This is a genomic window from Neobacillus piezotolerans (assembly GCF_003362805.1).
Lineage (GTDB): Bacteria > Bacillota > Bacilli > Bacillales > Cytobacillaceae > Bacillus_D > Bacillus_D piezotolerans.
Map to the genome: position 1 here is coordinate 100,603 of NZ_QNQT01000003.1, position 26,751 is coordinate 127,353.

Sequence of the window (26,751 nt, forward strand, 5' to 3'; positions counted from 1 at the left end):
CCGTATATGGATGGATGCCTTGTGTATTTAAATCATTTTCAGAAGTGCGTCACGGCCCGCCATTCCAACGTGGATACCCCGCTTTTCCGCTTCATGGGTTACGGATTCAAGCGGGGCGTCGAGGAGCTGGTCAATCGTCCTTACTCCTACCGCCCTTCCGGCAATGATTTTCCTGTCCCTCAGTTTCCGGTTCAACAGGCCGACATCGAGCGCGCCGCACATAATGTAGCCGGAGCCGCCTGTAATAACGAGGAGGGTTGTCTTGGGTAGTAGCACTGTGATTCCGAGGAACGTATTGCTGCCGATTTCTATTGGTGTGACGTCAATCATCCGCCCACTCCTTTCCCCCTGTCCCTATTACTTTATGCATGTGCGCGGGGGGAGTGAACTTGTCCCCGCCCTGGTAAATTTTCTTTCTCGCGGGGGAGCTTGAAAGGCGAAAAAAGTGTCTTTCGCATGGCAGCAAAAGGCACTTGTGTATTAGATCCTGTTCAGTTTCCACTCGAGGACATCCCGCAAAAATTCGGGCATATAGTAATATTTATTTTCCGACCTGACGATTTGCGGGAAGAAGCGGCCGAATGTAAACATGTCGGGTATCGCAATGATATACTTCCCTTCAGGTTCGATTATTTTTCCATCAATGAGGAAGTCCATTTCTTCCTCGAGGACTTCAATCCGGTCATATACAAATTTACCCATGACCGTCCCGCGGAACCCCAATCCCTTTACTTCAATATGTGGCAGGCTTTCATCAAGGGTCATGCGGAGGATTTCCTTCAGTTCGTCCCCTTCGAGCGTCACGGTGCATGGGTTGATCGGGTGCGGGCAAACGGAAAGCAAATCGAATTTCGTGACATCGCCCTCAAGCGGGCCAAGGATCAGGCCTGCGTTCAAAAAGGCGCAGTCGGCATCGCACCATTCCCGTAGCGCTTCGCATAAAAGCTGCGGCAAATCCGAATCGATGAAGAAATCGGCTGTCAGCGATTCGACTTCGGCTACTTTTTTTTCAAGTAGGCTACGGCCCATGGCAAACAGCGCTTCGGTTTCATTCCGTTCCCACCGCTCTGGCTGAGCGCCCTCGATTTGGTAAAGGCGGGCCGATTTACTGCAGATTTGGCCGTTTTCAAGCTCCAATATGACGTGGCCTGCAAAATTGCCGTACTTGCCGGCCGCGGCCAGTAGAGTGCCGTTCACAAGCTTGCCCTCATGAAGGACGTGATGGGTATGGCCGCCGAGAATCACATCGATCTCCGAAAACTCATCGGCAATCTTTTCATCTTCATATAAGCCGAGGTGCGAAAGGAGGATGATTACATCGGACTGTCCCTTCATTGAGGGAAGCTGCCGCCTGAGTTCATCGATTGGGTCGGCCAGTCTCCAGCCCAGCAGCCTGTAAAAATGCGCGAAATAGGCGGTCAGGCCAATGACTCCGACTCTCGTCCCCGCAGCTGTTGTGTAGATTTTAAAAGGTTCCGCCCATTCGGGGCGCTGCCCTTTCTTTGTATATAAATTGGCGATAAGGACGTCATAGCTTCTTTTTTCAAAAAGGGTGTCCAGCCCATCATATGGGAGGGTGATGCCCTCATTATTGCCAATCGTAACGGCGGTGTAACCAGTTTCGTTCAAAAGCCCGGCATTCCCTTTTCCCATCGTCCCTTCAGTGTACGGATGCCAGCGGTCGACGTGGTCGCCGATGTCGAAAACAAAAACCTCATCGCCCGCTTCCCGGTTCTCTTTGGCGCGATCGCGGATGATGCGGCTGATTTTCGGCCAATGCTCAAAATGGCTGTGGAGGTCGTTTGTATGGTAAATATGTATCTTTTCCATCTGTTCGCTTCCTTTGCTTTTAAAGAAGGTATAAGCATACTTTTTCTGTGGTAGTAGAATTATTTCCTCTTTGAGCGCATTCCTTTAATCACTTTGACTGAATCCGAATGGAGGAATTCGTTATATTCGGGGCTATTGACGCCATAAATGGCCACTTTTCCCTCATTGTTATAATGGATGCCCCATCCGTATGTTTTGACGAGCGGGGATGCGCGGAAACACGCCTTCGGTTTTGCAAAAAACTGTTCCTTCAGGCCATTCAATTCCGTTGAGCCGGGATGGTTTCTTTTTATATGCGACTCGAATTGAACATCGTCCTGGGTGAACCGATACGGGTTGTTTTTCATTAGATTATATTCAATCGATGCCACTGTTTGTTTGTTGTTCTTCACAGAAGGCTCTTTTGCTTCGGTTGCCTTGCAATCTTCAGAAACTGTTATAAACGTGTTCCGGTAGCTCAAATTGGGTTCCCCCTTCACTCGTTTGATTAAGCGGTAACGCCTTCATAGATGAGGCGCATGCCGATTATAACAAGAATGATGCGCAAGATCAGGACAATCGTTTTGCTTTGCAGCCGCCTGTTCAGAAAAACACCGATTTGCGCGCCGATCCAGGCGCCGGGAACAAGCGCGGCGGCATAGAGCCAGTTGATGTTTCCAAGAGCGATATGGGCGGCGGAGCTGATGATCGAGGACAAAAAGATCATGAACATCGATGTCGCGACGGCTACATGCGGCGGGAAGAAGAAGAGCAGGATCATTGCCGGCACCATGAGCGAACCGCCGCCGACTCCGAATATCCCGGAGATGAAGCCGATTGAGAGGGAAATGGTTATCCCGAGGAACGGATTGAATCCGTATTCGTGGACTTTCCCTCTATTATCCGTATACGCCATCGCATAGCCGGAATCCTTCCTATATGGAAGCGGCTTGATGCGGTTTCGGAGCATCATGACGGCGGAAACAAAGAGGACGAACATGCCAAAATAGAGATTAAAGGTATGAACATCGAGATTTTTCACCATCCAGGCGCCAAAAATTCCGCCTGGCGCGCTCCCAACCAGGAAAATAAGGCCGCTCTTATAGTCCACCGTCTTATGCTTGATATAGCCGGCCGTCGAGGAAGCGCCGGTAAAAATCATTGTAAAAAGAGAAGTACCCACAATCTGCTGCGGCGTAATGTCGGGAAATATGCCGAGCGTGCCAAGGTACAGAAGCGCCGGGACGATGATAATCCCGCCGCCGAGGCCAATCAGCGAGCCAAGCGCGCTCGCCGCCACCCCAAGCAAGATGATAAAAATCCATTCCATGATTATGTCAGTCTCCCACTATTGCGCGCACCTGCCTGCTATGCGGGTGGTGTTTGCTGTTTCAATAAAATATATAGATTGCTGGCATGGGCCAATTTTCAAAAAAGATCGAGCTGCCTGGGTGCGAGAATGCTGTATTCAATACCAAGGAGTTCGATCATTTCCTTCGCATTTCCCGCGGCGTCCCCCCCGGAATTATTGTTGAATAGAACGTAGATGTCTTTGCTCTTTTCCTGGAGCTGTTTCAGGTAGTTTGCCCATTCGGCCAGCTCCTCTCGGTTGTATTTATATAAATAGCGCACCTCTCGCCAGTTTTTCGCGTTTTTCTTTTGCCAGCCGTGCACGTTCCTGCCATGGAACCGGACAAGAGTCTTCTCCGGGTCGGTCGCTTCAAGCACAATCGGGATTGAACCCGTTCCTGCCTGAGGTTCGTCGCAAACGGAGTGAATCCATTTTTCGTTCCTGAGGAATTCAAGCGTTTGGTCGCGGAATGCCGGTGAATACCAGGATTGGTGCCTGAATTCAACTGCGCACGGAATGTCGCCCATTTCGGCTTTACAGAAGCGGAGATAGTCGACGTTTTCCTTTTTGCAGTCAAACCATGGCGGGAACTGGAACAGTGCCATCGCAAGCTTATCATGCTCCATGTAGGGCGTAAGGGACTCCTTGAACGCCGCGAACATGTCGGCTTCCGTCTTGAACGGGCTGTCGCCTCGCTGGTGGCCGGTCATTCCCTGATAGGCTTTGACGATGAACTGGAAGGTATCAGGCACCTGTTCAACCCATCTCGTTGAATTTTTAGTGGGCTGAATGGCATAAAACGCCGCGTCCACTTCGACAACCGGGAAATGGGCCGCATATTCGCTTAGCTTTTCGCGAGCGGGAATTCCCTGCCGATACAGGCTATCATGGTCCCCCCAACCCGTCACTCCAACATAAATCATACAATCCCCCCAGTTCCCATCATAGCACATTAGGCCCAAAAACCATCTTATTCAATGTCTTTTTCCCGGGAGAGAGGAAAGTAAACGCGGATCTAGAGTGGATTGGGATGGTGCTGGTTACTATGGCAGTGCTTCGCCCACTGAACGGCTTGGCTATGGATTCCTTCAATAATCGGTAAACACAATTTCATTAAATATTCTGTACTTTACTGAAATACTGTGTTTATAATTTTACTAACAAAGATTAAGGAGGAATTTTCCATGCGAAAATTGATTAGCACATCCGTTCAAACATATAGGGGTGTATCACTTTCTTAATTGTTTACGGTGTACCCCCTACTATGTGTTTAGTTAAATAACACAAAAAGGGGTAACTTATGGATTTTCCAATTAAAAAGTTTTTCTCGTATTACAAGCCATATGCAAGGTTGTATCTTACGGTTTTGGCCTGTGCAATCATTGTCTCAGGTGTGACGCTGGTTTTCCCGCTGCTTGTCCGGTATATTACAAAGGATGTTTTAGAAGGAGACTTATCCGTCGCATTGCCTAAAGTATATTGGATTGGGGCAATGATGCTCATTTTAGTCGCTATCCAGAATATTGGAACCTATTTTGTAGACTACAAAGGCCATGAAGTAGGAGCCCGCATGGAAAGTGATATGCGGCGTGAACTGTTCGCACATATTCAAAAACTTTCCTTTAGCTTTTACGATAAGGAAAAGACCGGCCAGCTTATGACAAGGATTACGAACGACCTGCTGATGCTTTCCGAGCTGTATCATCATGGCCCGGAAGATTACATCAAATATCTAATCCGTTTTATCGGGTCCTTTGTCATTTTATTCCTTATTAACGCCCCGTTAACGCTTGTCACTTTTTGTTTCCTGCCTTTGTTGGGCGCCCTTTCCCTCTATTTTAATAAGATTGAAAATAGGGCATTAAGAAGAAACAAAGAAAGGATTGGGGACGTAAACGCTCAAGTAGAGGATAGTTTATCAGGAATCCGCGTCGTGAAATCATTTGCCAACGAGGAATATGAGATCGAAAAGTTCAGCCGGGAAAATAATCGTTTCCTTGAGAGCAGAATAGAGTTTTACAAAGTCGAAGCCAATTTTTACAATACCGTACAAACAATTATACAGCTGATTACAATCACAGTAGTCATTATCGGGAGCGCCAGTATCGTACACAACACATTGGATTTGGCCGATTTAATCACATTTTTGCTGTATATCAGCTATATGATAGAACCAATTCAAAAACTGACCCATATGAGCACGCAATTTCAGGAAGGAATCACTGGCTTCCAGCGGTTTATGGAAATCATGAATCTAAAGCCTTCGATTGAAAACGAACCGAATGCCGTGACTCTGCCTATGGAAGAGGTACGTGGGGAAATAGAGTTCAAAAATGTTTCCTTTCGTTATGAAGATCATTCAAGCCATGTCTTGGAAAATATGTCACTTCATATACGGCCTGGAGAGTACGTTGCCTTGGTCGGCCCATCTGGTGCTGGAAAAACAACATTTTGCTCCCTTATCCCCCGCTTTTATGAAGTCACGAATGGGGAGATATTGCTGGATGGGGAAAACATCTGCAGGATTGACCTTCAATCATTAAGAAGATGCATAGGAATTGTCCAACAGGATGTTTATCTCTTCGCTGGAACGATATTGGAAAATATTCGTTACGGAAATCCTGGAGCCAGCGACGAAGAAATTATTAAAGCAGCCAAACACGCAAACGCCCATGACTTTATCATGAGCTTGCCAAACGGTTATCACACCAGTATTGGCCAACGGGGAGTTAAACTCTCCGGAGGGCAAAAACAGAGAGTAAGCATCGCCCGTGTATTTCTTAAGAATCCGCCAATTCTCATATTGGATGAGGCAACCAGTGCTTTGGATAACGAAAGTGAAAGCATTATCAAGGAATCACTCGAAGAACTGGCGAAAGGACGTACAACCATTGTCATCGCCCATCGCCTATCAACGATCCGCAATGTTCAAAGGATCATTGTCTTAACTGAAGACGGCATTATGGAACAAGGCACACACGATTCTTTACTTAAACGGAACGGTGTATACTCCCACCTCTATTCCAGGCAGTTTGAAACAATTACGTGATATTTTACGATAAATCCGCCCTTTTTTAAAAAGGGCGGATTTTTTTTCTATATAGGCTGAATCAAAGATCTATATTCTGATGGAACCTTGAGATTGATTTCCGCCACACAAAGGAAAGCTCCCGTTTTCTTCTTTCATTGTCCGAAAGCCCCTTTGATTCGGACACCGACACCGCGTTTTCCTCTTTCATTGTCCAAATCCACCCCTGATTTGGACACCGGTCCCGTGTTTTCCTCTTTCTTTGTCCAAATCCACCCCTGATTTGGACACCGGCCCCATGTTTTCCCCTTCCTTTGTCCAAATCCACAATCGATACAAACAGCCGCACCGTATATCTTGGCTTTCATTGTTGAATTGCCTTTTCTGGCCGAAGTATCCCCCCACAGCGAAAAACCGCCTGCCACGTGGACAGACGGTTTTTACAGTAAAAATATTAACCAATGGAGCCTTCCATCTCGAACTTGATGAGGCGGTTCATTTCAACGGCGTATTCCATTGGAAGTTCTTTCGTAAACGGCTCGATAAAGCCCATTACGATCATTTCAGTCGCTTCTTCTTGGGAGATTCCGCGGCTCATCAAATAGAAGAGCTGCTCTTCGGAAACCTTCGAAACCTTCGCTTCGTGCTCAAGCGAAATGTTGTCGTTCAGGATTTCGTTGTACGGAATCGTATCCGAAGTCGATTTGTTGTCCATGATCAATGTGTCGCACTCGATGTTGGAACGGGCGCCGTCGGCTTTGCGTCCGAAGTGGACAATGCCGCGGTACGTTACCTTTCCGCCATGCTTCGAGATTGACTTCGACACGATGGTTGAAGATGTGTTTGGCGCCAGGTGGAGCATTTTCGCCCCCGCGTCCTGGTGCTGGCCCTTACCCGCCAATGCGATTGACAATGTCATGCCGCGGGCTCCCTCGCCGCGCAGGATGACTGCCGGATACTTCATCGTCAGCTTCGAGCCGATGTTGCCATCAATCCATTCCATCGTCGCATTCGCGTCGCAAACCGCGCGCTTTGTTACAAGGTTGTAAACGTTGTTCGCCCAGTTCTGGATAGTTGTATAGCGGCAGTAGGCATCTTTTTTAATAATGATTTCCACGACCGCGCTGTGCAGCGAATTCGTCGTGTAGACAGGCGCTGTACAGCCTTCAACATAGTGTACATGGGCCCCTTCATCCACAATAATCAGTGTCCGTTCGAACTGCCCCATGTTTTCGGAGTTGATGCGGAAGTAAGCCTGGAGCGGAGTGTCCACCTTAATGCCTTTCGGTACGTAGATGAACGAGCCGCCGGACCATACCGCCGAGTTCAAAGCAGCGAACTTGTTGTCGGTCGGAGGGATAACCTTCGCCCAGTGCTCGCGGAAAATGTCTTCGTTTTCCTTAAGCGCGGAGTCGGTATCCTTGAAGACGATCCCAAGCTTCTCAAGGTCTTCCTGCATATTGTGATAAACAACTTCCGATTCGTACTGGGCGGAAACACCCGCGAGATACTTCTGTTCCGCTTCAGGAATGCCGAGCTTGTCGAACGTCGCCTTGATTTCCTCAGGCACCTCATCCCAAGAGCGTTCAGTCTTCTCGGAAGGCTTAACGTAATAAGTGATTTCGTCGAAGTTCAACGAATTCAAATCGCCGCCCCACTGAGGCATCGGCATGCTATAGAAATACTCAAGCGATTTCAGGCGGAAATCGAGCATCCACTGCGGTTCTTCCTTCATTTTCGAAATTTCCTCAACGATCTCGCGCGTCAGCCCGCGCTTCGACCGGAAGATGGAAACATCCCTGTCGGCAAAGCCATATTTATAATCACCGATTTCTGGCGCTTTTTTAGCCATTACCGTGTTCCTCCATTCTTAGGTTTTTAAAGGCCTTTTTTTGGAAAAAGGTGCTTTGCGCCCACGCCCAATCCCGGCAATCCGGCATCGAGCCTGCACGCGCACCGCTTCCAAAGGCTGCCAAACCTATTCTTTAGTCCCATCCGTGAGTCCCTTTTCCATCGCTTTCCATGCGAGTGTCGCGCATTTGATTCGCGCCGGGAACTTCGAAACGCCGGATAGCGCTTCGATGTCGCCGAGGTCAAGATCGTCATCATAGTCTTTTCCCTGCATCATATCGGAAAAAATTTTGGACAGCTTGAGGGCGTCGTCGATTTTTTTCCCTTTGATCGCCTGCGTCATCATCGAGGCGGAAGACATCGATATCGAGCAGCCTTCCCCTTCGAATTTCGCATTCGTTACAATTCCGTCTTCAACGTTCATTGTCAGCTGGATCCGGTCTCCGCAGGTTGGGTTGTTCATATTGACCGTCAGGCTGCCATCCTCGATAACCCCTTTGTTGCGGGGGTTTTTGTAGTGGTCCATAATCACCTGGCGGTAAAGCTGATCCAAGTTATTAGAAGACATCGCTGAAATACTCCTTTGTTTTGACAAGTCCGTCAACGAGCTTATCAATATCTTCTTCCGTGTTGTACAAATACATGCTCGCCCTGGCCGTGGCCGAAGCCTTCAGCCACCTCATCAGCACCTGGGCGCAGTGGTGGCCGGCGCGGACGGCGATTCCTTCAGCGTCAAGGACAGTGGCGACATCGTGCGGATGGACGTCACTTATATTGAATGTGACAATGCCGGTGCGCTTGGATGGATCCTTAGACCCGTAGATCGTCATCCCTTCGATTTGCGACATCTTGTCGAGCGCGTAGGCGCCGAGCCTGCGGTCATGGGCTTCGATGTTGTCAATGCCGATATCCTGCAGGAAGTCGATTGCCGCTCCAAGGCCGATGGCGCCCGCGATAATCGGGGTGCCGGCCTCAAACTTCCACGGCAGCTCTTTCCATGTCGACTCGAAATCATGGACGAAATCGATCATTTCGCCGCCAAATTCAATTGGCTCCATGTTTTCCAGAAGTTCCTTTTTCCCGTATAATACCCCAATTCCTGTCGGACCGCACATTTTATGGCCGGAAAATGCGAAGAAATCACAATCCAAATCCTGGACGTCGACTTTCATGTGGGGTGCGCTCTGGGCGCCGTCGACGACCATGACCGCGCCATTTTCATGGGCGATTCTGGCAATATCCTTGACAGGGTTGACTACGCCAAGCACGTTTGAAATATGAACGACGGATACGATTTTCGTGTTTTTCGTAATCGTCTTCCGCGCATCCTCAATTGAAATCGTGCCGTCTTCCTGAAGAGGCATATATTTCAGTGTGGCGCCGGTCCGCTTTGCGACCTGCTGCCACGGGATGATGTTGCTGTGGTGTTCCATCGGGGTAATAACGATTTCATCGCCTTCCCGCAAATTCGCCGTGCCATAGCTGTGGGCGACGGTATTTAAAGCAGTCGTCGTCCCGCGCGTAAAGATGATTTCCTGAGTCGATTTGGCATTGATGAACTTTCGCGCTTTCTCCCTAGCCCCTTCGAATGCATCAGTCGCCTTCGTGCCAAGGGTATGGACCCCGCGGTGGACGTTGGAATTATATTCGCGATAGTACTTGTCTAGCGCTTCAATGACCTGAACCGGCTTTTGGGATGTAGCGCCGCTGTCAAGGTAGACGAGCGGCTTTCCGTTAACTTCCTGGTTCAAAATTGGAAACAGCTGGCGGATTTCGGCTGAATTTATCATCTAACTTTCCTCTCAATCACTTCGGTAAGCTGCTTTTTGACGCCTTCGATAGGCAGCTGGTTGACCACCGGAGCCAGGAATCCGTGAATGACGAGGCGCTCAGCCTCTGCCTTCGGTACCCCCCTGCTCATCAGGTAGTACAGCTGGACTGGGTCGACACGTCCAACGGAAGCCGCGTGGCCCGCCGTAACATCGTCTTCATCAATCAACAGGATTGGGTTCGCGTCGCCGCGGGCTTTTTCGCTTAACATAAGGACGCGTGATTCCTGCTCGGCATTCGATTTGGTCGCGCCATGCTCGATTTTGCCGATTCCGTTGAAAATTGACGTAGCGCTGTCCTTCATAACGCCATGCTTCAAAATAAAGCCTTCTGTATTTTTTCCAAAATGGACAATTTTCGTCGTAAAGTTCTGTATCTGTTCCCCGCGCCCAACAACGACTGTCTTCAGGTCGCCATGGGAGCCGTCGCCGACAAGTTTGGTTTCGTTGTCGGAAATGGTGTTACCGTCGTTCATCAGGCCAAGCGCCCAATCAATCCGGGCATCCCTGCCTGTTACGCCGCGGCGGTTCACATAGGTCGTGATTCCTTTGGCAAGTGTGTCGACCGCTCCGTATTGGAGGCGGGCATTCGCGCCAAGGATTGTTTCGCTGATGATATTGAACACGCCTTGTCCATCGACAGTCGAAATATAGTTCTCAACGTATGTCGCGGAGCTGTTGTCGTCCAGAGCGACAATGACATGGTTGAACAGATTCGTTTCGGCATTGTCATGAAGGTATACAGCCTGTATAGGCTCGGAAACCTCGACATTCTTCGGAATGTAGAGGAACGCTCCGCCGTTCATGAGCGCGGCATGTAACGCAGTGAGCCGGTGCTCGTCAACCTGGACAGCCTGGTTCATGAAATAACGGCGCAGCAAGTCGCCATGCTCCTTCGCTGCCGTGAAAATATCAGTGAACACAACGCCCTGATCCTTCAAGTCCTGGGACAGTGATAGATAGGCCGGCGTGTTGTTCCGCTGAATATACAGATTCTTATGGCCCTCGATGTCGACAAGCGCCTTGACATCCTCGGAAAGGTCGTTCAAGGATGCAAACGGCTCGCTCTCGACAGTGTGGCGTTCGAACTTCGTGAAGTTCCACTTATCAATTTTCGTTTTATCGGGCCTAGGCATTGGCAAAGAATCGATGCTGGCAAGAGCCTTCAGACGCAATTCTTCAAGCCATGCGGGTTCGGCCTTTTCTTTTGAAAAAGAGCTGATGAACTCCTTGTCAAAAGGCAAAATGGTTTCAGTAGTCATTTCCAATCCCCCTAACGCTTATGCTTCTTGCCCGACTGTTTCGTCTTCAATGCCAAGCTCTTGCTTGATCCAGTCATATCCTTCCGCTTCAAGGCGCTGGGCAAGTTCCGGCCCGCCTGATTTAACGATGCGGCCCTGCATCATGACATGCACATGGTCAGGAGTGATGTAGTTTAAAAGGCGCTGATAGTGTGTAATAATTAAGCATCCGAACTCTTCGCCGCGCATTTCGTTGATTCCATTGGATACAACCTTGAGTGCGTCGATATCAAGCCCGGAGTCGATTTCGTCAAGAATGGCGATTTTCGGCTCAAGCATCATGAGCTGAAGGATTTCGTTGCGCTTCTTTTCACCGCCGGAGAAGCCTTCATTCAAGTAGCGCTGGGCCATATCCTGGTCCATTTCAAGGAAGTCCATTTTGGCATCCATTTGGCGGATAAATTTCATAAGGGAAATTTCATTGCCTTCGCCCCTGCGGCTGTTGATTGCAGAACGTAAAAAATCGGCATTTGTAACGCCGTTGATTTCGCTTGGATATTGCATTGCAAGGAAAAGTCCTGCGCGAGCGCGCTCGTCAACTTCCATTTCAAGGACGTCGTCGCCGTCAAGCGTAATGGAACCGCTTGTTACTTCATATTTCGGATGCCCCATGATCGCAGAAGAGAGGGTTGATTTTCCGGTTCCGTTAGGTCCCATGATGGCGTGGATTTCCCCGCCTTTTACTTCAAGGTTTACACCCTTCAAAATTTCTTTCCCTTCGATCGCGACATGAAGATCTTTGATCGTTAAAGTTGATCCACCCATTTCAATACCTCCGCTATGAATGAGGAAGTCTCCCTAGCTGTATAGCAGGAACTTCCATTCTCATTTTATTCTCATTCCAATCTTATAACAAATCAAATGTGTTAGCAACCCTTTAACCAGAATGTCAGGGCTGTTTTCCATTTTCACTGAACTATGCAGGATTGAGAATTGGCCTTTCGATTTTTCAAGGCTATTTTCCCCTTGCCCGGACAGCTTCATGTATACACGCTTTTACAATAGCCTAAAAAAACACGAAAAGCCAGTGATATGGTCCACTGGCTTTCCGTGTTTCTTCCTATTATATATTGTGTCTAACCAGCAAGTGGGCCAGCCTCTTCTTGGCCGCTATTACGGCATCGTTTGGCTGATTTCTTGCTAGAAGATTTTCCGGTCAATATCCGCGATCATCCGCTGGCTCTTCACATATTCTTTCTCGCGGCGCTGCTCAACTTCCATCCGCACATCATGCTTAAGCTGGTACTCTTCATAACCGATACCATGAGATCCTTGCATGGCTTTCTCCATCTCGGATGTATACCTCATGTTAATCTTTTCCACAAATAAAACGTCCTTTCGTTTACCCATGAATGTTGGTTTTTGGAAAAATCCCCAAGGGGTATTTCTCCGACTTTAGGTGTATACCCTCGTTCATTTCATGGAAACGGCCATTTTCACGGAAAAGGAAGGAACTGATGGAAAAAGGTGGTGGTTTCTGGTGAAGACACTTTCAATTTGAAATCCCATTCAAAAATGGAACCTCTAACACTAATGTTATTTAACCCTTAATGATTCAAATGGTTCAGTTCATCGATAGCTTCCTGTACAAGGGTGACTCCCTGGCTCATGGCCGCGCCGCCGCCGAATGCAGCGGTGACGCCGACAGTTTCTAAAATTTCATCTTCGGAAGCCCCTTGGTCGAGGCATCCTTTTAAGTGATAAATGATGCAATATTCGTCTTGCGCATGAAGGGATACCCCAAGCGCGATCAAGTGCTTGTCCTTTTGGGAGAGGGCTCCTTCCTTAAAGCATTCCTCCGTGAACGCGTTGTACAGGCGCGCTATTTCGGGCATTTTTTTCGTAAATACGCCAAGTCCCGCCTTATATTCGTATAATGCTTCTTCTGTTGAATTCTGTGGCTCGTGAAATTGCTCCAATTCTTCCACTCCTAACGGTTCTTTTTCCTCGTTAGTATGGTGAATTGACTTTGGAAGTATTCGTCTCACCAAGTGGGCCAATTTGAATCCGAAAAGAAAAAACGGCCCCCATATAGGAGGCCGCCAAAATAAAAGTATCGCATTTTTCCTAAGGAAAGCCGATTCGGCAGCCGATTATTCGGAAACCGGAACGACTGAGCCTTCGTACTTTTCGAGGATGAAGTCCTGGATTTCCTTGGAGTGCAGGACTTCCATGAGAGTTTTGATTTTGTCGCTGTTTTCATCACCTTTGTTGACCGCGACGATGTTGACGTATGGTGAATCGGATTCTTCGATTGCGATTGAATCTTTAATTGGGTTCAGTCCAGCATCGATTGCATAGTTCGAGTTGATAAGAACCGCATCGCCTTCACCCTGGTTGTAGATTTGCGGAAGAAGTTTGGCTTCGTATTTCGCATCAAAATTAAGGTTTTTAGGGTTTTCGACAATGTCTTCAACAGTCGCTTCAACTTTGTTTACGCCATCCTTCAGCTTGATCAGGCCTTTGCTTTCAAGCATGGCAAGGATGCGGCCGTGGTCAGGAACAGAGCTGCTTACGATGATATGAGCGCCTTTTGGCAGGTCGTCAAGGCTCTTGTATTTCTTGGAATATACGCCGATCGGCTCGATGTGGACTCCGCCAGCATTTGCAAATTTATAGCCATTTTCCTTGATTTGGGATTCGAAGTAAGGAATGTGCTGGAAATAGTTAGCATCAAGTTCCTTTGAATCCAATGCTTTGTTAGGAAGAACGTAGTCCGTGAATGTTGTGATTTCAAGGTCGATGCCTTTTTCTTTTAAAATCGGCTTCGCCTTCTCAAGGATTTCAGCATGCGGTACGTTTGTCGCGCCAACTACCAGTTTGTTGTCATCTTTCTTATTGTCGCTTCCCGTTTTGTCATCGGAACCGCCGCAAGCAGCAAGTACGAGGACAAGGGCGAATGTTAAAAGTGTTCCAAGCCATTTTTTCATATTCTCTTCTCCTTTGTGTAGGTAAACTATCAGCCGCGTGGGCTGAAGGATGTTATCTCTTATCCAATTTCCGGGTAATTGTGTCCCCGATGAATTGAATGATAAAAACAATAATCAGGATGATGATTGTTGCCATGACTGTTACGTCATTGCGGCTGCGCTGGAAACCTTCGAGGTAAGCAAGGTTTCCTAATCCGCCAGCGCCTATCGCTCCGGCCATAGCCGTGTAGCTCACAAGGGCGATTGCTGTAACGGTAATGCCGGATACAAGCGCAGGCATTGATTCGGGCAGAAGCACCTTCCGAATAATCGTCCAGGTTGATGCGCCCATTGATCTCGCCGCTTCGATGACGCCTTTATCAATTTCACGGAGGCCGATTTCAACCATCCTCGCATAAAACGGCGCCGACCCGATTATGAGTGCCGGCAATGCCGCATTTTCTCCTATCATGGATCCTACAACAAACACCGTGAACGGAATGAGCAGGACAATCAGGATGATGAATGGGATTGAACGGAATACGTTCACAAACGCGCCTATGATTTTATTGACGAAAGCATTTTCCCAGAGGTTTCCTTTCCCGGTCAGGAAGAGAAGCAACCCCAGGATGATGCCGAGCACAAATGTAATTACAACGGAAATGCCCGTCATATAGAGCGTTTCAAGTGTTGCCGCCCACATATTTTCCCAGACGACATTAGGGAAATAGGTTTCAAGCATTTGCAATCACCTCCACGCCTACCTGCTGGGAGTTGATGTAGTCAAGCGCTTTTTCCAGTTCGCTTTCCGGCCCATCCAGATGAAGGAACAATGTACCGTATGATCCGCTTTGCGTCTGTGAAATCTTCCCCTGCAAAATATTCGCCGTTATATCGAACTTTCTGATCAAGTTTGTGATAAGCGGCTGTTCGGTCGCCTCGCCGACGAATGTCAGCTGGATAACCTTTCCGGATGGAAGGCGTTCGAGCAGATGCTCAACCGCATCCTTCGTTTCCTCCGGCTCCGTTACTTGCTGGACGAATCGCTTCGTTATCGGCTGCTGGGGATTCTTGAATACATCCAGCACCGGACCGAGCTCGACAATCCTTCCGCTCTCCATAACGGCGACGCGGTGGCAAATTTTCCTGATGACGTGCATTTCATGGGTAATCAGGACGATTGTCAGGCCAAGGCGTTTATTGATGTCGACCAATAGGTCAAGAATCGCGTCCGTAGTCTGCGGATCAAGCGCTGATGTCGCCTCATCGCAAAGCAGGACCTTAGGATTATTGGCAAGCGCCCTGGCGATGCCGACGCGCTGCTTCTGCCCCCCGCTCAGCTGTGACGGGTAGGCATTTTCCCTTCCCTCAAGGCCAACCAGCTTGATCAGCTCATCAACACGCTTTTTACGCTCCCCGCCCGGTATTCCGGCAATTTCAAGCGGAAACGCGATGTTTTCACGGACCGTCCTCGACCAGAGAAGATTGAAATGCTGGAAGATCATTGAGATTTCCTGGCGTGCCTTCCTGAGTTCGATTTCCGATATTTTAGAAATTTCTCGTCCGGCTATCGTAATGGATCCCTCAGTCGGGCTTTCTAACCTGTTCAGCATCCGGATCAGTGTACTCTTACCGGCGCCGCTATAGCCAATCACCCCGAAGATTTCTCCTTCGTTTATGTCGAGATTGACATTTTCAACCGCTGTCAGCGTCCCCTGCTTCGACCGAAAGCTTTTACTGACGTTTTTTATCGAAATCATCCTATCACCTTCTTTACACCTATTTACCCATCAGCCAGGGCAGCAATCGTGCCAATTGAACGCTCTATTCTCAATCCTATCGTTTGATATCACGTAAGGATTCATTCCGGAAAAAGTAAAAAGCCTTTCTGCGGCGGCAGAAAGGCATAATAAACATCTATCCTTTCTCCCATCTCCCAAAGCATAAGCTTTGTGTGAATTGGCACCATTTCACAGGACAGGTCCTGTGACGGTTGCCGGGCTTCATCGGGCACATCCCTCCACCTCTCTTGATAAGAGCAGCTAACCTATTCAATTAATCACGAAAGCTATCGTATCATGGCCGAAATAAGGTGTCAATAAAGAAACTTTCGAAAATACACGGAAATTTCAGGCAAATGGCTAAGGATGGAAACGTAAAACTTCCTTTAAAAAACAAAAAAACCCGCTCCATAAGAAGAGGGGGATCTCCCTTCTTATCTTTACAGGGGTAACCCCCCGCTGGAATTGGCACCGTGCTTTCACCGGTTGCCGGGCGTCATTGGGCCAGTCCCTCCGCCTCTCTTGATAAGATTTTATTGAGTTGTTTGAATCTTGCGCTAAGATTTAAAGAAAGTTTATCTTAAGACATCGGTTCCGTCAATAGGGAAGTTTCACCCTCTTCACTTGCATATTCTTTTGCTAACAGAAAAATTGATTCAAGCTTTAGCACAGTACGGAAAGAAGCTTGGACTTCCAGCGTTCCAAGAGTGAGCAAATCCCGCATTCTTGCCGTGCCCGAGAGAAGCTCGCTAATGGCTTCGGGCCGCCCAGTGACTTCCGCAAGCCATGGTTCGCCTGGAGCCTCGGCGCTTCCAATCATCGCCATTCCTTCTCGAAATTCCAGAAAGCAGCCGCCAATATTCAAATAAACTTTCTTGCTGCCCCCGATTAAAGGATGTAAATGCGGCTTTTTATTAAAAGCTGCACAGAACCGATTAATTTGCTCAATCATTCCGAATTCCCCCTTGCCTACTGAATTCTTTCCGAAAAGAAGGAATCCTTTATGATTCGTTCGACAAGATTTGCAAAAATCATCCAGGGTAGAAACTTGTTTTTCCGCATATAGCAATTATCTTAAAAACGGAAAACATTTCCGGGGAAATATGTCACATTCCGGCGGCTTTTGGCACCTGGGATGCCCGATTCCTTAAAACTTTCCTGCCGAATACAAGATAGAAATACACGGAGCCAATTAAATACAGGCTTGCGGTGATTGTGAAAACATATGCGTACCCCCAGTAGTTTCCATACTTGACGACAATCCCGGTCGATACCGGCCCCATGAACGCCCAGCCAAGATTGAACACCGTCTGGTTTATTGAATTCGCTAGCCCTTTCATTGAATCATCAACACGTGACATGATAAGCGAGCTTTGAATCGGGTTTCCGGCATTCATGAGCGCCTGCCTGAACAGGAAACCGATCGCGGCCAGCCACAAGTTTTGGGTATAGGCGGTCAAAAGCAGGAATGGCAGCGATAGAAGCTGCAGGATTACCACAGCCCTTACCTCCCCGACCCGTTTGACGACCTTAGGCCCGATAATCATCGCAAAAGCGGTTGCCGCCTGGCCAAGGGAGATGATGAAGCCGGTCGTTGAAGTGGACGCAGAAAACCTTCCCGCGAAATAAAGATTCAGGTATGGAATGACGAGCCCTGCGCCAAATCCAATCAGCATTTGCGCTACTGCAAAAAGTGCAATGATTTTAAAGCCACTCCAGTTAAATGCCTTTTTCTTGGCGGTTTCATCGGTTTTCGGCTTAGCCACACGATTGGCGGGGGTCCTGAATTTAAATGCCGGAACCGCTCCTCCCAAATAAATAACCGCCCCTATTAATAAGGTTATTCTTAGGCTTTCAAGATTGCTGAAGAAGAGGCCGAAAAAATCGGTCAAAATCCCGCCAAGCAAGTTCCCGACAACACTCGCGGCAGTCATTAACGCGAAATGGAGCGAAAACAAATTGACTCTTTGCGAGGGGTCGGAATTTTCTGCAAGCCAAGGGATTCCTGAAACCTGAAGGAATGCGCCTGAAAGCCCTGCCGCGAATGCCAAATAAACAAGCATCGTTTCTTCGGCTGCGAGAGCCCTCATGATCAGCAGAGTTCCAGAGACAAGAATGCCAGAGAATATGACCCGTTTCCTTCCGAATTTATCGCCAATGATTCCAGCGGGAACGAGAACAATCGCCGTCGCAAGCGACGCCATCGAGATAATCTGCCCGTTCACTGACTCCGAATAGCCAAGTTCACGGACATAGAAATTATAAATAACAATGAAGATGCCAATGCCAATCTGTGTAATGATGTTGGCCGTCATGCTCAATTTTATATTCGTGTTATAGGCGTTAAATTGTGTAATCCACCCTTTGTAAAAAGCCATCCTGATCCGCCCTTTGCTGATGTCCGGACTTGCCGGACCTTAATTCCCTCATGGAAAGCGCAAATATTTCGCCTCCCTAAGTATCATAATCGGTCAGGAACAAAATGTAAACAAGGGAACATGCTGGAGCAGGCCTATTTTTTTGAGCTAAACCTAAATTGTTCAAATTTGGGCAAAAACAGTTGAAAGTGAGGGGTGCGGCGGAGATAAAATGGGCCATGAGAGTCAATGGGTTATTATAGGAATGCGGACTAGTCGATTCGCAGGTTGGCTTGCTGCCCAGAAAAAGCGGATGCTTTTCGCATCCGCTTAACGTAACACTGTATTGATTTTTTCCAGCAGGTATGGTACGGACCGGAACGCATAAATGGATTCAACGGCGCGCCCTTCCTCGATAAAGATTAGGCAAGGCACACTTTCAATTGCAAAAGTTTCCGCGAATTCCGGGGCATAATTGAGGTTGAGCTTGCCGATTTCCACTTGTGGGTTCATTGCCGCGACAACTTCAAGCATTCTAGAAGCCACCTGGCAGGTTCCGCACAGAGGCGTATAAAAATATAGAAGACCTGTTTGCGCGCCTTGAAGGAAAGCGGATGCTTCCGCGCTTGTCCATTCCTTCATTGCGCGGTGCGGCCCATCTCCAAAAATTCGGTGTGAACATCAATGTTGGCGCCCAAAAGGACCATGGCAAGGTGATGGTATGGAGCGGTCGCCACCTCTTTGTACATTTTGTCAATATAGAGATGCTCCGCTTCCGGGTACTCCCGGCGGAATTGCCGCCTCAGTTTTTCACCAGCTTCGTCCGCGTCCGCGAGGATAAACACCTGTCTGTCCCCGAACGAATCGATCAGTTCATCAAGCCTGGAAAGGGAAATCGTCCCATTCGTGCAAATAACCTCAACTCGGTCCTTTATCATCCCGAGAACCTTCTTCTTATCCGACTTACCTTCAACAATAATAATTTTATCCGCGTATTCTTCGCTCATTGGAATCACCTGCAGGAAAAGTTGTTGGTAATAGCTTATTCACTCGCGCGTTTTTGTGTGTAGCCTCCCGCCCTGTTTCAACTATACCATGGCCCCCGATTTGTATACAGGAGTTTGCTTCCGGTTAGGCGCCTTGTTAACAGTGACATATATCAGATGAGATATAATAATGTCCGGTTTAACGGCACTAGTTAACGATGACACATACCCGGTGCGGTTATTGGTGTCCGGGATACGGCGCCGATTAACGTTGACATATACGGTGCCGTTAAGTGTGCCTGGCATCCAACCGGGAGTATTTGTCCCGCTGCGGTTTCCATCTTTAGACGGGACGGTTTTTGTCTCGTCCCCGCGCTTGCTGCCCTTTACCCTTTAGCACCAGCCGCCGTCGTCGCAGTCGGTGTATTTGGCGCCGGGGTTCTCGGTGACGGTGACGTTCTGGAAGATGCGCTGCTGGTCTACATCGAAGCGGTTATCGAGTTCGAAGTCCGCTTGGCCTGTTAACATGATGCGGCCAATGGGTTCATTTTCCAAGTATAGTTCTATTTCCCCATTTTTCAGTTTTCCAATCACTCTGTCGGTAATGTCGAGTTTTTTTACGTTCAATGTCATGATTAGCCCACCCTTTTTGTTTTTCCATTAGCATGCCCGGGGCGTCCGGAATGATAGTTGGGAAAGTTAGGGCGTTGTCCAATTTTCACAAAAATGAAAAAAGGAGGCCATCCAAAGGAGGCCTCCGCTCGTCTTATTCGTTTGTCATTTCTTCGTATTGTTCGGCGGTCATGAGGTTGTCGATTTCGCTCGAGTCGGATGGCTCGACTACGATCATCCATGCTTTTTCGTATGGGGATTCGTTGACGAATTCAGGGCTGTCGGCCAGGTCTTCGTTTACTTCGACTACTTTGCCGCTGACGGGAGCGTAAAGTTCGGATACGGTTTTAACGGACTCGACGCTGCCGAATGGCTCGTCCGCTGTTACTTCGTCGCCAACTTCCGGGAGTTCGACGAAAACGATGTCGCCAAGCTCGGATTGAGCGAAATGCGTGATGCCGATACGGACTTTTTCCCCTTCAACCTTTACCCATTCATGCTCTTCTGAATACCGCAAATCTTTTGGTGTACTCATTGCAATCCCTCCATATGTCCTTTATTATCTATTATCGATTTGCCAATCGATACTACCATGAATGCCGAGACCGGCAACAGGCGTCTAACGCCAAACCTCTTGGTACTCTTCTTCCTTGAATCCGACGGTCACCTTTTCCCCATCGGTCAATATCGGCCGCTTCAGGAGCATGCCATCTGATGCGAGGATTTCGAGCAGCTCATCTTCGGAAGCTGTTTTGATTTTGTCCTTTAAGCCAAGTTCACGGTATTTTTGGCCGCTTACGTTAAAAAATTTCTTCAGCTCGAGCCCGCTTTTTTCATAAAGAGCCTTTAGTTCGTCCCTTGACGGCGGCTGCTCGGCGATATGTACTGCTTCGTAGGAAATCCCGTGCGCATCAAGCCACTTTTTGGCGTTCCTGCATGTTCCGCACTTCGGATACCAGTAAAACGTCAATGCCAACTGCATCACCCCTATAGATTCATCCTCTGAAATAGTACCACACCACGGGGAAAAATCCTAATTCGGCCATCTCTCGATAAGGCGCAACTTACCTATTCGCCACCATCCCGCAAATTCCTGCAAGCATTTTGATTTTGCCACCAAATTGACATATCTTTTTGGCGGGAGTGAAGACGTGAAGCGAAGTCCGAACTGATTGCTTCATTTTAGGATTTCTTATATATGGGACGTGGCCTTCCCTCCATTTTAAAGAACTATTCTTTCAGCAGGCCGACAAGTTTCAGCCCGTGGAGGATTCCGCCGTCGTTGACGTGGATGGTTTCGTACCTGGCGGACTCTTTCACTTCAGGCAGGGCATTGCCCATGGCGACGCTGTTTGGCACGTAGGAAAGCATCTCGATGTCATTAAGGCCGTCGCCGAATGCATAGGCGTTTTCAATGGATAGCCCCATGGCGGAGACGAGTCTTTCGATTCCTTTCGCCTTTGACCCCCCGGCGGGCAGGACATCGACGGAAAGCGGGTGCCAGCGGATAAAGTCAAACTCGCCGAATGTTTCTTCATATTGGAGTTCCTCTTCGTGCTGGCAGAATAAGAGTGTCTGGTAAATTTCACGGCTTCGGAAATAATCCGGCTCATGTGACGGCTTTTTTGTAAGCTTGAGGGTGCCCATGCTTTCATTGATCCAGTTATGTTCCGGCACACTCGTTTTCATATCAAGCGCGTCCATATAAACAAGCGGATGGTTGTTTTCCGCCGCTGTCACGGTAAGCTGCTCAAGCGCCTGCTCGTTCATAGGGTTGCGGTGGATGGGTTTGCCCTGGAGGACGACGTATTGCCCGTTAAAGGAGACATATGTGTGAATGCCAAGTTCCTCCCGAAGCTCCTCGAACATGAACGGAGCGCGTCCGGTCGCAATCGCAACCTCGTGTCCCAGTTCCTTAAGTTTAAAAACGGATTCCTTGGTCGATGCCGGCAAACGCTTTTCATCATCTAGCAAAGTCCCGTCAATATCGAAAAAAATAATGCTTTTTTCCATGTACAACACCTTTCTATTATAAAAAATCCCGCGTTGGCGTTCATTCCTACCATTGTACAAAAGTACACATGAATAATCCACCAAGCCGTCCAGCCAGTTTTTAATAGCCCTGTGGATTTCGATGCTATATAATTTAGAAAAAAGAAACCGGAGGATGCACATGCTTGAGAATGAGGGGGCCACAGCCGCCCAACAGAAGAAAAAAGCATCGCTTGCCCGTTTAGGTGTCATACTGATTATTTTGTCCTGTTTATTATATGGAGCCATCCTGCTCGTCCCGCTCAGTTCGTTTTCGACCGGAACAAAAGTAGCGATTACCGGTGGGCTGGTGCTCGCGGGTGAAGCCACCTTTTGGATTGGCGGCATCATACTTGGCAAAGAAGCCGTGACGCGTTACCGGAAAAACCTGAATCCTATGAATTGGTTTAAAAACGGAAAACACAACGAGGAAGAATAAGTTGAACCTTCCATCAGCGGCGGTTTCCCGCTGATGAGTTACCAGGGTGCCCACATGCATTCGTGTGGGCACCCTGGTTTTTTCTTTTTAGGGAGATTTGGGGTGATGTTCGGATACATTTGGAGGTTTTTGCGAAGAAGGTTGCTACAGATGGACGTTGAGCCAGGGTCTTAGGACCGTTTCCTCCGATTTCCCAGGACAAAACGGTCCTAATGCTGGGTCAGAGAAGCGTTTTATCCACTTTCCCCGGCCGAAAACGTCTTTAATGCGGGATTTCAAGACTGTTTCAACCACATTCTTTGGGAGAGGGACAGGCTTGACTCGCGCGTAATGTCTTATAGGAAGTCTTCAATCTGTTTCCGGATTACCTTCGACCAGGCGCGGACCCTGTCGGCCGCTCCCTTTGGCTCTCCTGCGAGGTAAACCTCTGATATCGCCATTGCCCATTCACGGGCTATTGGTTTTGCAGCCACTCCTCTTTTAATCCTGGCGGCTCCCTCCGTCCTCGAGGATACCTGCCCGCGGATATCTTTTACTGTCAAATTCTCATCGTATGCCTCGCAAAAAACCGCGCATAGTCCTCTCCAGGAATCATCGGTAATGGTGGAAGGATGCTGAATATTGAAGCAGGCGACCGTCCAAAAATGCTGTTCTGCCAATTCAGGGGAGTATTGCTCCCAAGCCAGAATTTCTTCAAGCTGCCCCCGGCAGTCAAGCCCATTTGCTTCAGGGGCGCCGCATTCCGGACACGATTTGCTGTAATTGATTGCCTTGTTCATCCTTCCAGCCTCCTTTTTCATATGCTTATCCAGTTCATTTACAGTGATGCCAGATCCGATAAAAAGCACCTTAAGAAACACATCGTTCATCCATATTTTACCCCCATTGCCTTCATGAAGCCACTGGCGGAATTAATCATAATCGAAGGTCAAAAAGTTACAAATTTTTTCAAAAAAACAGGAGATATATCTCTATCTTTTTCTCTCCAAAACTAGTAAATTGTAGAATATCAGAAATATTTGTAACGTAACAGAAATATAATCGACTATATAGTTGAGCAGCTAACTTTTAGGATACAGAGGGGAAAAGGGATGGGAAATATGCTTGCCAACAAGAAGATCCGGACACTTTTGATTTGCCTCGCTTTTATTCCGCTAATATTCGGGATGGTACTGGCGGTTGGCGCCTATGCGTCGAAGGCCAGGACAACAAAGAATGACAGTCCCGCGACTATGTGGGTGAAAAACGAATTTGCAGCGGAGTTTCCAAATTTCGGTCCGAAGCTTAAACCTGTATCCCCGCCAAAGAATCAGAAGAAAAGCGAAATCACCCAGGTATCCGCGGCCCCAAAAATCACAGAAAAACAATCAGAAGGATCTTCGCAACAGCCGAAGCCCGTTCAGCAAGCTGCCGCTGCGCCAGCTTCTGGTTCAACGCCCGTAAAGCAGCCGGCCGCGAATCCAGCACAAACACCAAAGCCTGCCAGCCAACCTGCCTCGAAACAGGCAAAAGCCGCAAAGCCGGCCAGCCCTCAGGCCAGCGTGGTATCAAATAAAACTGCACCTCCTGCAAGCCAGCTGCCATCAAATCAGGAGCAGACTTCAAATCAGGAGGATGGCTCAAAGCCCGACCACCCGCCGGCAGCAAATCCTGATTCGACAAATCAGCCTCAGCAGCAAGAAACAAGCAAACAGCCTGCATCAACACCTGCTGTGCCTGCCCAGAACAAACCTTCAGTCAAGCCTCCCGCTCCCACCGCATCCGGGAAACAACGAGAGCTTTACCTGACATTTGACGATGGCCCGCATCGCGTTTCAAACCAAATACTTGACCTGCTCGACAAATACAATGCCAAAGCGACCTTTTTCATGTTGGATGGAAATATGAAGCAATACCCCAACGCGGTGAAGAGGATGGCGGCTTCCGGGCACAGCCTGGGAATGCACGGCGTTAGCCATAATAAGCAAAAGTTTTACCATTCGGCCCAAACGGTAGTTGCGGAAATGGATCAGGGCAGGGATACGATAAAAAGGCTTGCCGGGATTGATACGGTATTAATCCGGACACCGTTCGGAAGTTCCCCGTATATGAAACCTGATTACAAAAAGGCTGTCACGGCCCATGGATACAAAATGTGGGATTGGAATGTTGACAGCCGGGACTGGTTTTACCGTGACCGCCGCTTTGTCGACAGCGCAATCGAGCAAATCGAAAAACAAAAAAGTAAACCAGGACCAATCGTCGTCCTGCTGCATGAACGCGATGAGACGCTCGCCTGCCTCCCAGCACTGCTGGAATACCTGAAAAGCCAGAATTTCAAGCTCTTGCCTCTGACTTCCAGCATGGCTCCGGTTCAATTTAAGTAGAATAAAAAGATGAAAAAATTCAAGGCTGATAGAATGATAGGGACGGAGAGCGGAAACTCCGTCTTTTTTTATTTTCCATTGCAAAAAAATGCAAAGTAAAGCCAATGCGGATAGAATATTGACTTTATAAAAATTCCAATAATTACAAAATACGACTTTTTCTTACATTTTTAAAATAAATTTGAGAAATATTCTAAAATATGGTATATTACGAGTTATCATATGGAAAAGTGAGGGTGGAAAATGAACTTGAAAGCATTTTTGAAAAAGGGAGCAATTGTTGCGGCCCTGAGCTTGGGATTATCAGGTTTCGCACTGCTTCCAGGCGAGGCGTCAGCTGCCGGGAACGCGAATCCCCATGCCCAGAAACTAGTGGACTCATTACAAGCTCTTAATTTAGACAATGTCGACTATCTTTACGCTTACCTTCAATCAGTAGATTTGAGCAAGGCAGAATTCGACGGGATTGACGCAAACACAAAGCGTGCGAGCGATCTCCTCAAGAATAACAATCCTGAAAGCCTGCCAAATGCGCAAAAAGTCGAGCTTGCCCGCCTATTCCTTGACAGCGTGAAACTTGCTCACCTTCAAGCGGAGTTTGTCGATGACAACGGGAATCCTGTCGATATTTTTAAGTACAAGCCTGGCACAACAGGACTTATCATCGAGTTGAAAGACCTGAACGGAAAGCTTCTTGCAACTGCTGACCCAACTTTAGCAGACCTTGACCCGAAAGTTCTTTTGACAAAAATCACCGCCCTAAAGGCTGCGGTCCAAGCAAAGGAGCAGCTTGAAAAAGGTGGCAAATTCGTTCCGATGCCAGCGCAGAAGCTTCCTAACACAGCTACCAACAACTATGAATACATACTGCTTGGCGGATTGATCATGCTGCTTGGAGCGGCGGCTGCCGTACCTGCGGCGCGCTATTTCCGCAAAACAGGCAACACCCTCGAGGCGTAAGCTGAATGCGAAAGAAACGCAGAAACATATGGAGATGGGTCATTATTTCAATACCCATCTTTTTTTTGTTGATTGGCGGAGGCATTGTCGCCTATTTCGGATTTGATTTGACAAAACAGACGGTCCTTTTGGCCCACACAGCCCTGAATGAGTATGAACCTGATTTGCCTGACAGGCAGTTCGAGCAGGTATGGCCTACCCTTCCTGCACCTGGGGATAAAATCGGCGATCTGAAGTTCCCTTCAGTCGGCCTGGATGTCCCGGTTGTACAGGGCACCCATGACAATGAACTGAAAAAAGGCGCTGGCCACCTCGCAGGAAGCGCTCTTCCAGGACAAGGGGGGAACGTTGTGCTGAGCGGCCATAGGGATACAGTTTTCAGGAAGCTGAAGGATTTAAAGGTGGGTGAGGAAGTCATATTCACGACCCCGTATGGTGACTTTATTTATGAAACAACCGATTTTAAAATCACCCATGCGGATGATATGACAGTTGCCGTCCCGACCGATTTCGAGACGTTGACCTTGACGACCTGCTATCCGTTCTATTTCGTTGGAAACGCGCCGGACAGGTTCATCGTCTACACGAAGCTGGTCTCCCAGCCCGAAATAACCAAACATTGAACGTTATAGCCGGGCATTTGCCCGGTTTTTGTTTTCAAAAAAAGCACTGGCCGCAAAAAATCGCGGTCAGTGCTTTTTATTATTCAGCCTTCGCTGTCAGGCCGGCAGCTTTGCATAGATGATAATCCGATTTAGCCATTAACTTCGATTTCAGATTCACGCATATTGCGTCATCCACTAATCTGCGGTTGTACCTATGTAAAAATAAATGGAAATAGTATCTCGCTTTTAGTAGACTTTTCAACACAATTACCCCCTAATGATCCGTATACCGCAGGGCCGTATTCGGGAACTGGCTGGCATGGCTATTTAAAATAGCTTTAGCCCCTTTAGTTTTGCGCCCCCACTTTTCAGTGGATTTGCCGTTTCGTACAATTTTGTGCTATGCCCCTAACTTACCAAAAATCCGATTCAGATTCAATACATTTTCACCAAAAAAAGGCATCGTCCTATTGGTATATATACAGGTAATATCCGTTTTATGTACTGCGATAAACGTGGGCGGCCGAAATTTTTTT

General features: G+C 48.1%; 31 protein-coding genes and 3 riboswitches. Of the genes, 5 read left to right on the top strand and 26 right to left on the bottom strand.

Translation table 11 applies throughout. From position 1 onward, the window contains the following. Window positions 1-27: 27 nt before the first annotated feature. The 5 genes from DRW41_RS09545 to DRW41_RS09570 all read right to left on the bottom strand — a co-directional run bounded on the left by DRW41_RS09545 (window position 28) and on the right by DRW41_RS09570 (window position 4,083). Entirely contained in the window at window positions 28-330 is a 303-nt protein-coding gene (locus DRW41_RS09545) for a YunC family protein (RefSeq protein WP_115451764.1), read from the bottom strand. Window positions 331-480: 150 nt separating this feature from the next. Next, complete coding sequence (locus tag DRW41_RS09555) at window positions 481-1,830, bottom strand: bifunctional metallophosphatase/5'-nucleotidase (protein ID WP_115451766.1); 1,350 nt, start codon at window positions 1,828-1,830, stop codon at window positions 481-483. 59 nt (window positions 1,831-1,889) lie between these two features. After that, on the bottom strand, window positions 1,890-2,291 hold the full coding sequence (locus DRW41_RS09560) for a DUF6157 family protein (protein WP_115451767.1): 402 nt from the start codon (window positions 2,289-2,291) through the stop codon (window positions 1,890-1,892). 26 nt (window positions 2,292-2,317) lie between these two features. Further along, on the bottom strand, window positions 2,318-3,139 hold the full coding sequence (locus DRW41_RS09565) for a sulfite exporter TauE/SafE family protein (protein WP_115451768.1): 822 nt from the start codon (window positions 3,137-3,139) through the stop codon (window positions 2,318-2,320). 98 nt (window positions 3,140-3,237) lie between these two features. Then, complete coding sequence (locus tag DRW41_RS09570; protein ID WP_115451769.1) at window positions 3,238-4,083, bottom strand: DUF72 domain-containing protein; 846 nt, start codon at window positions 4,081-4,083, stop codon at window positions 3,238-3,240. A 377-nt stretch (window positions 4,084-4,460) separates the two neighbouring features. Between DRW41_RS09570 and DRW41_RS09575 the strand changes: the two genes are divergently transcribed. Beyond that, complete coding sequence (locus DRW41_RS09575) at window positions 4,461-6,209, top strand: ABC transporter ATP-binding protein (RefSeq protein WP_115451770.1); 1,749 nt, start codon at window positions 4,461-4,463, stop codon at window positions 6,207-6,209. Between the two features lie 61 nt (window positions 6,210-6,270). Here DRW41_RS09575 and DRW41_RS23600 read toward each other — a convergent pair whose 3' ends face one another. The 19 genes from DRW41_RS23600 to DRW41_RS09670 all read right to left on the bottom strand — a co-directional run bounded on the left by DRW41_RS23600 (window position 6,271) and on the right by DRW41_RS09670 (window position 21,827). Continuing rightward, window positions 6,271-6,399: a hypothetical protein gene (locus DRW41_RS23600; protein WP_281272300.1), complete on the bottom strand. Its 129-nt coding sequence runs from the start codon at window positions 6,397-6,399 to the stop codon at window positions 6,271-6,273. 243 nt (window positions 6,400-6,642) lie between these two features. Beyond that, window positions 6,643-8,040 (bottom strand): Fe-S cluster assembly protein SufB, encoded by a 1,398-nt coding sequence (gene sufB, locus DRW41_RS09585; protein WP_115451772.1) that lies wholly within the window; start codon window positions 8,038-8,040, stop codon window positions 6,643-6,645. A 126-nt stretch (window positions 8,041-8,166) separates the two neighbouring features. Beyond that, window positions 8,167-8,607 carry a Fe-S cluster assembly sulfur transfer protein SufU gene (gene sufU, locus DRW41_RS09590; protein WP_115451773.1) on the bottom strand — a complete coding sequence of 147 codons (441 nt, stop codon included), beginning with the start codon at window positions 8,605-8,607 and terminating at the stop codon, window positions 8,167-8,169. Continuing rightward, a complete protein-coding gene (locus DRW41_RS09595) occupies window positions 8,597-9,826 on the bottom strand; it encodes a cysteine desulfurase (RefSeq protein WP_115452052.1) in 1,230 nt (409 codons plus the stop codon). The genes sufU and DRW41_RS09595 overlap by 11 nt, the downstream gene beginning before the upstream one ends. Continuing rightward, complete coding sequence (gene sufD, locus DRW41_RS09600; protein ID WP_115451774.1) at window positions 9,826-11,130, bottom strand: Fe-S cluster assembly protein SufD; 1,305 nt, start codon at window positions 11,128-11,130, stop codon at window positions 9,826-9,828. Before sufD ends, DRW41_RS09595 begins: the two co-directional genes overlap by 1 nt. 18 nt (window positions 11,131-11,148) lie before the next feature. Beyond that, complete coding sequence (gene sufC, locus DRW41_RS09605) at window positions 11,149-11,934, bottom strand: Fe-S cluster assembly ATPase SufC (RefSeq protein ID WP_115451775.1); 786 nt, start codon at window positions 11,932-11,934, stop codon at window positions 11,149-11,151. 375 nt (window positions 11,935-12,309) lie between these two features. Beyond that, window positions 12,310-12,492 (bottom strand): YuzK family famiily protein, encoded by a 183-nt coding sequence (locus DRW41_RS09610; RefSeq protein WP_142752211.1) that lies wholly within the window; start codon window positions 12,490-12,492, stop codon window positions 12,310-12,312. 224 nt (window positions 12,493-12,716) lie between these two features. Continuing rightward, window positions 12,717-13,088, bottom strand: a complete 372-nt coding sequence (locus tag DRW41_RS09615) for a carboxymuconolactone decarboxylase family protein (protein WP_115451777.1) — start codon at window positions 13,086-13,088, stop codon at window positions 12,717-12,719. 174 nt (window positions 13,089-13,262) lie between these two features. Then, window positions 13,263-14,099 carry a MetQ/NlpA family ABC transporter substrate-binding protein gene (locus DRW41_RS09620; RefSeq protein ID WP_115451778.1) on the bottom strand — a complete coding sequence of 279 codons (837 nt, stop codon included), beginning with the start codon at window positions 14,097-14,099 and terminating at the stop codon, window positions 13,263-13,265. Between the two features lie 52 nt (window positions 14,100-14,151). Beyond that, window positions 14,152-14,820 carry a methionine ABC transporter permease gene (locus DRW41_RS09625; RefSeq protein ID WP_115451779.1) on the bottom strand — a complete coding sequence of 223 codons (669 nt, stop codon included), beginning with the start codon at window positions 14,818-14,820 and terminating at the stop codon, window positions 14,152-14,154. Beyond that, window positions 14,813-15,838, bottom strand: a complete 1,026-nt coding sequence (locus tag DRW41_RS09630) for a methionine ABC transporter ATP-binding protein (protein WP_115451780.1) — start codon at window positions 15,836-15,838, stop codon at window positions 14,813-14,815. The genes DRW41_RS09625 and DRW41_RS09630 overlap by 8 nt, the downstream gene beginning before the upstream one ends. Window positions 15,839-16,004: 166 nt before the next feature. Next, window positions 16,005-16,117: riboswitch (SAM riboswitch) on the bottom strand. Window positions 16,118-16,290: 173 nt separating this feature from the next. Continuing rightward, a riboswitch (SAM riboswitch) is annotated at window positions 16,291-16,391 on the bottom strand. Between the two features lie 48 nt (window positions 16,392-16,439). Continuing rightward, entirely contained in the window at window positions 16,440-16,811 is a 372-nt protein-coding gene (locus DRW41_RS09635) for a hypothetical protein (protein ID WP_115451781.1), read from the bottom strand. A 154-nt stretch (window positions 16,812-16,965) separates the two neighbouring features. Then, window positions 16,966-18,237, bottom strand: coding sequence for an MFS transporter (locus DRW41_RS09640; RefSeq protein ID WP_115451782.1), 1,272 nt, complete (start codon window positions 18,235-18,237; stop codon window positions 16,966-16,968). 309 nt (window positions 18,238-18,546) lie between these two features. Continuing rightward, on the bottom strand, window positions 18,547-18,858 hold the full coding sequence (locus tag DRW41_RS09645; RefSeq protein WP_115451783.1) for a thioredoxin family protein: 312 nt from the start codon (window positions 18,856-18,858) through the stop codon (window positions 18,547-18,549). Beyond that, a complete protein-coding gene (locus DRW41_RS09650; protein ID WP_115451784.1) occupies window positions 18,855-19,223 on the bottom strand; it encodes a toprim domain-containing protein in 369 nt (122 codons plus the stop codon). The genes DRW41_RS09645 and DRW41_RS09650 overlap by 4 nt, the downstream gene beginning before the upstream one ends. Before the next feature lie 372 nt (window positions 19,224-19,595). Next, window positions 19,596-19,835, bottom strand: a complete 240-nt coding sequence (locus DRW41_RS09655; protein ID WP_115451785.1) for a YusG family protein — start codon at window positions 19,833-19,835, stop codon at window positions 19,596-19,598. 133 nt (window positions 19,836-19,968) lie between these two features. After that, window positions 19,969-20,349, bottom strand: coding sequence for a glycine cleavage system protein GcvH (gene gcvH / locus DRW41_RS09660; RefSeq protein ID WP_115451786.1), 381 nt, complete (start codon window positions 20,347-20,349; stop codon window positions 19,969-19,971). An 84-nt stretch (window positions 20,350-20,433) separates the two neighbouring features. Further along, window positions 20,434-20,790 (bottom strand): arsenate reductase family protein, encoded by a 357-nt coding sequence (locus DRW41_RS09665; RefSeq protein ID WP_115451787.1) that lies wholly within the window; start codon window positions 20,788-20,790, stop codon window positions 20,434-20,436. Between the two features lie 254 nt (window positions 20,791-21,044). After that, window positions 21,045-21,827, bottom strand: a complete 783-nt coding sequence (locus DRW41_RS09670) for a Cof-type HAD-IIB family hydrolase (RefSeq protein WP_115452053.1) — start codon at window positions 21,825-21,827, stop codon at window positions 21,045-21,047. Between the two features lie 160 nt (window positions 21,828-21,987). Between DRW41_RS09670 and DRW41_RS09675 the strand changes: the two genes are divergently transcribed. Next, on the top strand, window positions 21,988-22,284 hold the full coding sequence (locus DRW41_RS09675) for a transporter suffix domain-containing protein (protein ID WP_115451788.1): 297 nt from the start codon (window positions 21,988-21,990) through the stop codon (window positions 22,282-22,284). A gap of 335 nt (window positions 22,285-22,619) precedes the next feature. Here DRW41_RS09675 and DRW41_RS09680 read toward each other — a convergent pair whose 3' ends face one another. Next, complete coding sequence (locus tag DRW41_RS09680) at window positions 22,620-23,153, bottom strand: DUF5946 family protein (RefSeq protein ID WP_115451789.1); 534 nt, start codon at window positions 23,151-23,153, stop codon at window positions 22,620-22,622. Between the two features lie 222 nt (window positions 23,154-23,375). On the opposite strand from DRW41_RS09680, the gene DRW41_RS09685 reads away from it, so the two are divergent. The 3 genes from DRW41_RS09685 to srtD all read left to right on the top strand — a co-directional run bounded on the left by DRW41_RS09685 (window position 23,376) and on the right by srtD (window position 26,233). Next, window positions 23,376-24,650: a polysaccharide deacetylase family protein gene (locus tag DRW41_RS09685; RefSeq protein ID WP_115451790.1), complete on the top strand. Its 1,275-nt coding sequence runs from the start codon at window positions 23,376-23,378 to the stop codon at window positions 24,648-24,650. A gap of 243 nt (window positions 24,651-24,893) precedes the next feature. Then, window positions 24,894-25,610 carry an LPxTATN C-terminal sorting signal domain gene (locus tag DRW41_RS09690; protein ID WP_115451791.1) on the top strand — a complete coding sequence of 239 codons (717 nt, stop codon included), beginning with the start codon at window positions 24,894-24,896 and terminating at the stop codon, window positions 25,608-25,610. A gap of 5 nt (window positions 25,611-25,615) precedes the next feature. Continuing rightward, window positions 25,616-26,233 carry a class D sortase, LPxTATN-specific gene (srtD, locus tag DRW41_RS09695; protein WP_115451792.1) on the top strand — a complete coding sequence of 206 codons (618 nt, stop codon included), beginning with the start codon at window positions 25,616-25,618 and terminating at the stop codon, window positions 26,231-26,233. Window positions 26,234-26,312: 79 nt separating this feature from the next. Here the strand turns inward: srtD and DRW41_RS22955 are convergent, their stop codons facing one another. Beyond that, window positions 26,313-26,477 carry a hypothetical protein gene (locus DRW41_RS22955; RefSeq protein WP_181884487.1) on the bottom strand — a complete coding sequence of 55 codons (165 nt, stop codon included), beginning with the start codon at window positions 26,475-26,477 and terminating at the stop codon, window positions 26,313-26,315. A gap of 40 nt (window positions 26,478-26,517) precedes the next feature. Beyond that, a riboswitch (cyclic di-GMP riboswitch) is annotated at window positions 26,518-26,607 on the bottom strand. Window positions 26,608-26,751 lie beyond the last annotated feature (144 nt).

What these genes read in the sequence shown, in the direction of transcription:
- DRW41_RS09675 (WP_115451788.1), top strand. Translation starts at nt 21,988, where the DNA reads ATGCTTGAGAATGAGGGGGCCACAGCCGCCCAACAGAAGAAAAAAGCA.
- DRW41_RS09575 (WP_115451770.1), top strand. Translation starts at nt 4,461, where the DNA reads ATGGATTTTCCAATTAAAAAGTTTTTCTCGTATTACAAGCCATATGCA.
- DRW41_RS09565 (WP_115451768.1), bottom strand. Translation starts at nt 3,139, where the DNA reads ATGGAATGGATTTTTATCATCTTGCTTGGGGTGGCGGCGAGCGCGCTT.
- DRW41_RS09690 (WP_115451791.1), top strand. Translation starts at nt 24,894, where the DNA reads ATGAACTTGAAAGCATTTTTGAAAAAGGGAGCAATTGTTGCGGCCCTG.
- DRW41_RS09640 (WP_115451782.1), bottom strand. Translation starts at nt 18,237, where the DNA reads ATGGCTTTTTACAAAGGGTGGATTACACAATTTAACGCCTATAACACG.
- gcvH (WP_115451786.1), bottom strand. Translation starts at nt 20,349, where the DNA reads ATGAGTACACCAAAAGATTTGCGGTATTCAGAAGAGCATGAATGGGTA.
- DRW41_RS09635 (WP_115451781.1), bottom strand. Translation starts at nt 16,811, where the DNA reads ATGATTGAGCAAATTAATCGGTTCTGTGCAGCTTTTAATAAAAAGCCG.
- DRW41_RS23600 (WP_281272300.1), bottom strand. Translation starts at nt 6,399, where the DNA reads ATGAAAGAGGAAAACGCGGTGTCGGTGTCCGAATCAAAGGGGCTTTCG.
- DRW41_RS09680 (WP_115451789.1), bottom strand. Translation starts at nt 23,153, where the DNA reads ATGAACGATGTGTTTCTTAAGGTGCTTTTTATCGGATCTGGCATCACT.
- srtD (WP_115451792.1), top strand. Translation starts at nt 25,616, where the DNA reads ATGCGAAAGAAACGCAGAAACATATGGAGATGGGTCATTATTTCAATA.
- DRW41_RS09570 (WP_115451769.1), bottom strand. Translation starts at nt 4,083, where the DNA reads ATGATTTATGTTGGAGTGACGGGTTGGGGGGACCATGATAGCCTGTAT.
- DRW41_RS09545 (WP_115451764.1), bottom strand. Translation starts at nt 330, where the DNA reads ATGATTGACGTCACACCAATAGAAATCGGCAGCAATACGTTCCTCGGA.
- DRW41_RS09625 (WP_115451779.1), bottom strand. Translation starts at nt 14,820, where the DNA reads ATGCTTGAAACCTATTTCCCTAATGTCGTCTGGGAAAATATGTGGGCG.
- DRW41_RS09650 (WP_115451784.1), bottom strand. Translation starts at nt 19,223, where the DNA reads ATGAGCGAAGAATACGCGGATAAAATTATTATTGTTGAAGGTAAGTCG.
- sufU (WP_115451773.1), bottom strand. Translation starts at nt 8,607, where the DNA reads ATGTCTTCTAATAACTTGGATCAGCTTTACCGCCAGGTGATTATGGAC.
- DRW41_RS09655 (WP_115451785.1), bottom strand. Translation starts at nt 19,835, where the DNA reads ATGACATTGAACGTAAAAAAACTCGACATTACCGACAGAGTGATTGGA.
- sufB (WP_115451772.1), bottom strand. Translation starts at nt 8,040, where the DNA reads ATGGCTAAAAAAGCGCCAGAAATCGGTGATTATAAATATGGCTTTGCC.
- sufC (WP_115451775.1), bottom strand. Translation starts at nt 11,934, where the DNA reads ATGGGTGGATCAACTTTAACGATCAAAGATCTTCATGTCGCGATCGAA.
- DRW41_RS09620 (WP_115451778.1), bottom strand. Translation starts at nt 14,099, where the DNA reads ATGAAAAAATGGCTTGGAACACTTTTAACATTCGCCCTTGTCCTCGTA.
- DRW41_RS09645 (WP_115451783.1), bottom strand. Translation starts at nt 18,858, where the DNA reads ATGAAGGAATGGACAAGCGCGGAAGCATCCGCTTTCCTTCAAGGCGCG.
- DRW41_RS09555 (WP_115451766.1), bottom strand. Translation starts at nt 1,830, where the DNA reads ATGGAAAAGATACATATTTACCATACAAACGACCTCCACAGCCATTTT.
- sufD (WP_115451774.1), bottom strand. Translation starts at nt 11,130, where the DNA reads ATGACTACTGAAACCATTTTGCCTTTTGACAAGGAGTTCATCAGCTCT.
- DRW41_RS09685 (WP_115451790.1), top strand. Translation starts at nt 23,376, where the DNA reads ATGGGAAATATGCTTGCCAACAAGAAGATCCGGACACTTTTGATTTGC.
- DRW41_RS09630 (WP_115451780.1), bottom strand. Translation starts at nt 15,838, where the DNA reads ATGATTTCGATAAAAAACGTCAGTAAAAGCTTTCGGTCGAAGCAGGGG.
- DRW41_RS09670 (WP_115452053.1), bottom strand. Translation starts at nt 21,827, where the DNA reads ATGGAAAAAAGCATTATTTTTTTCGATATTGACGGGACTTTGCTAGAT.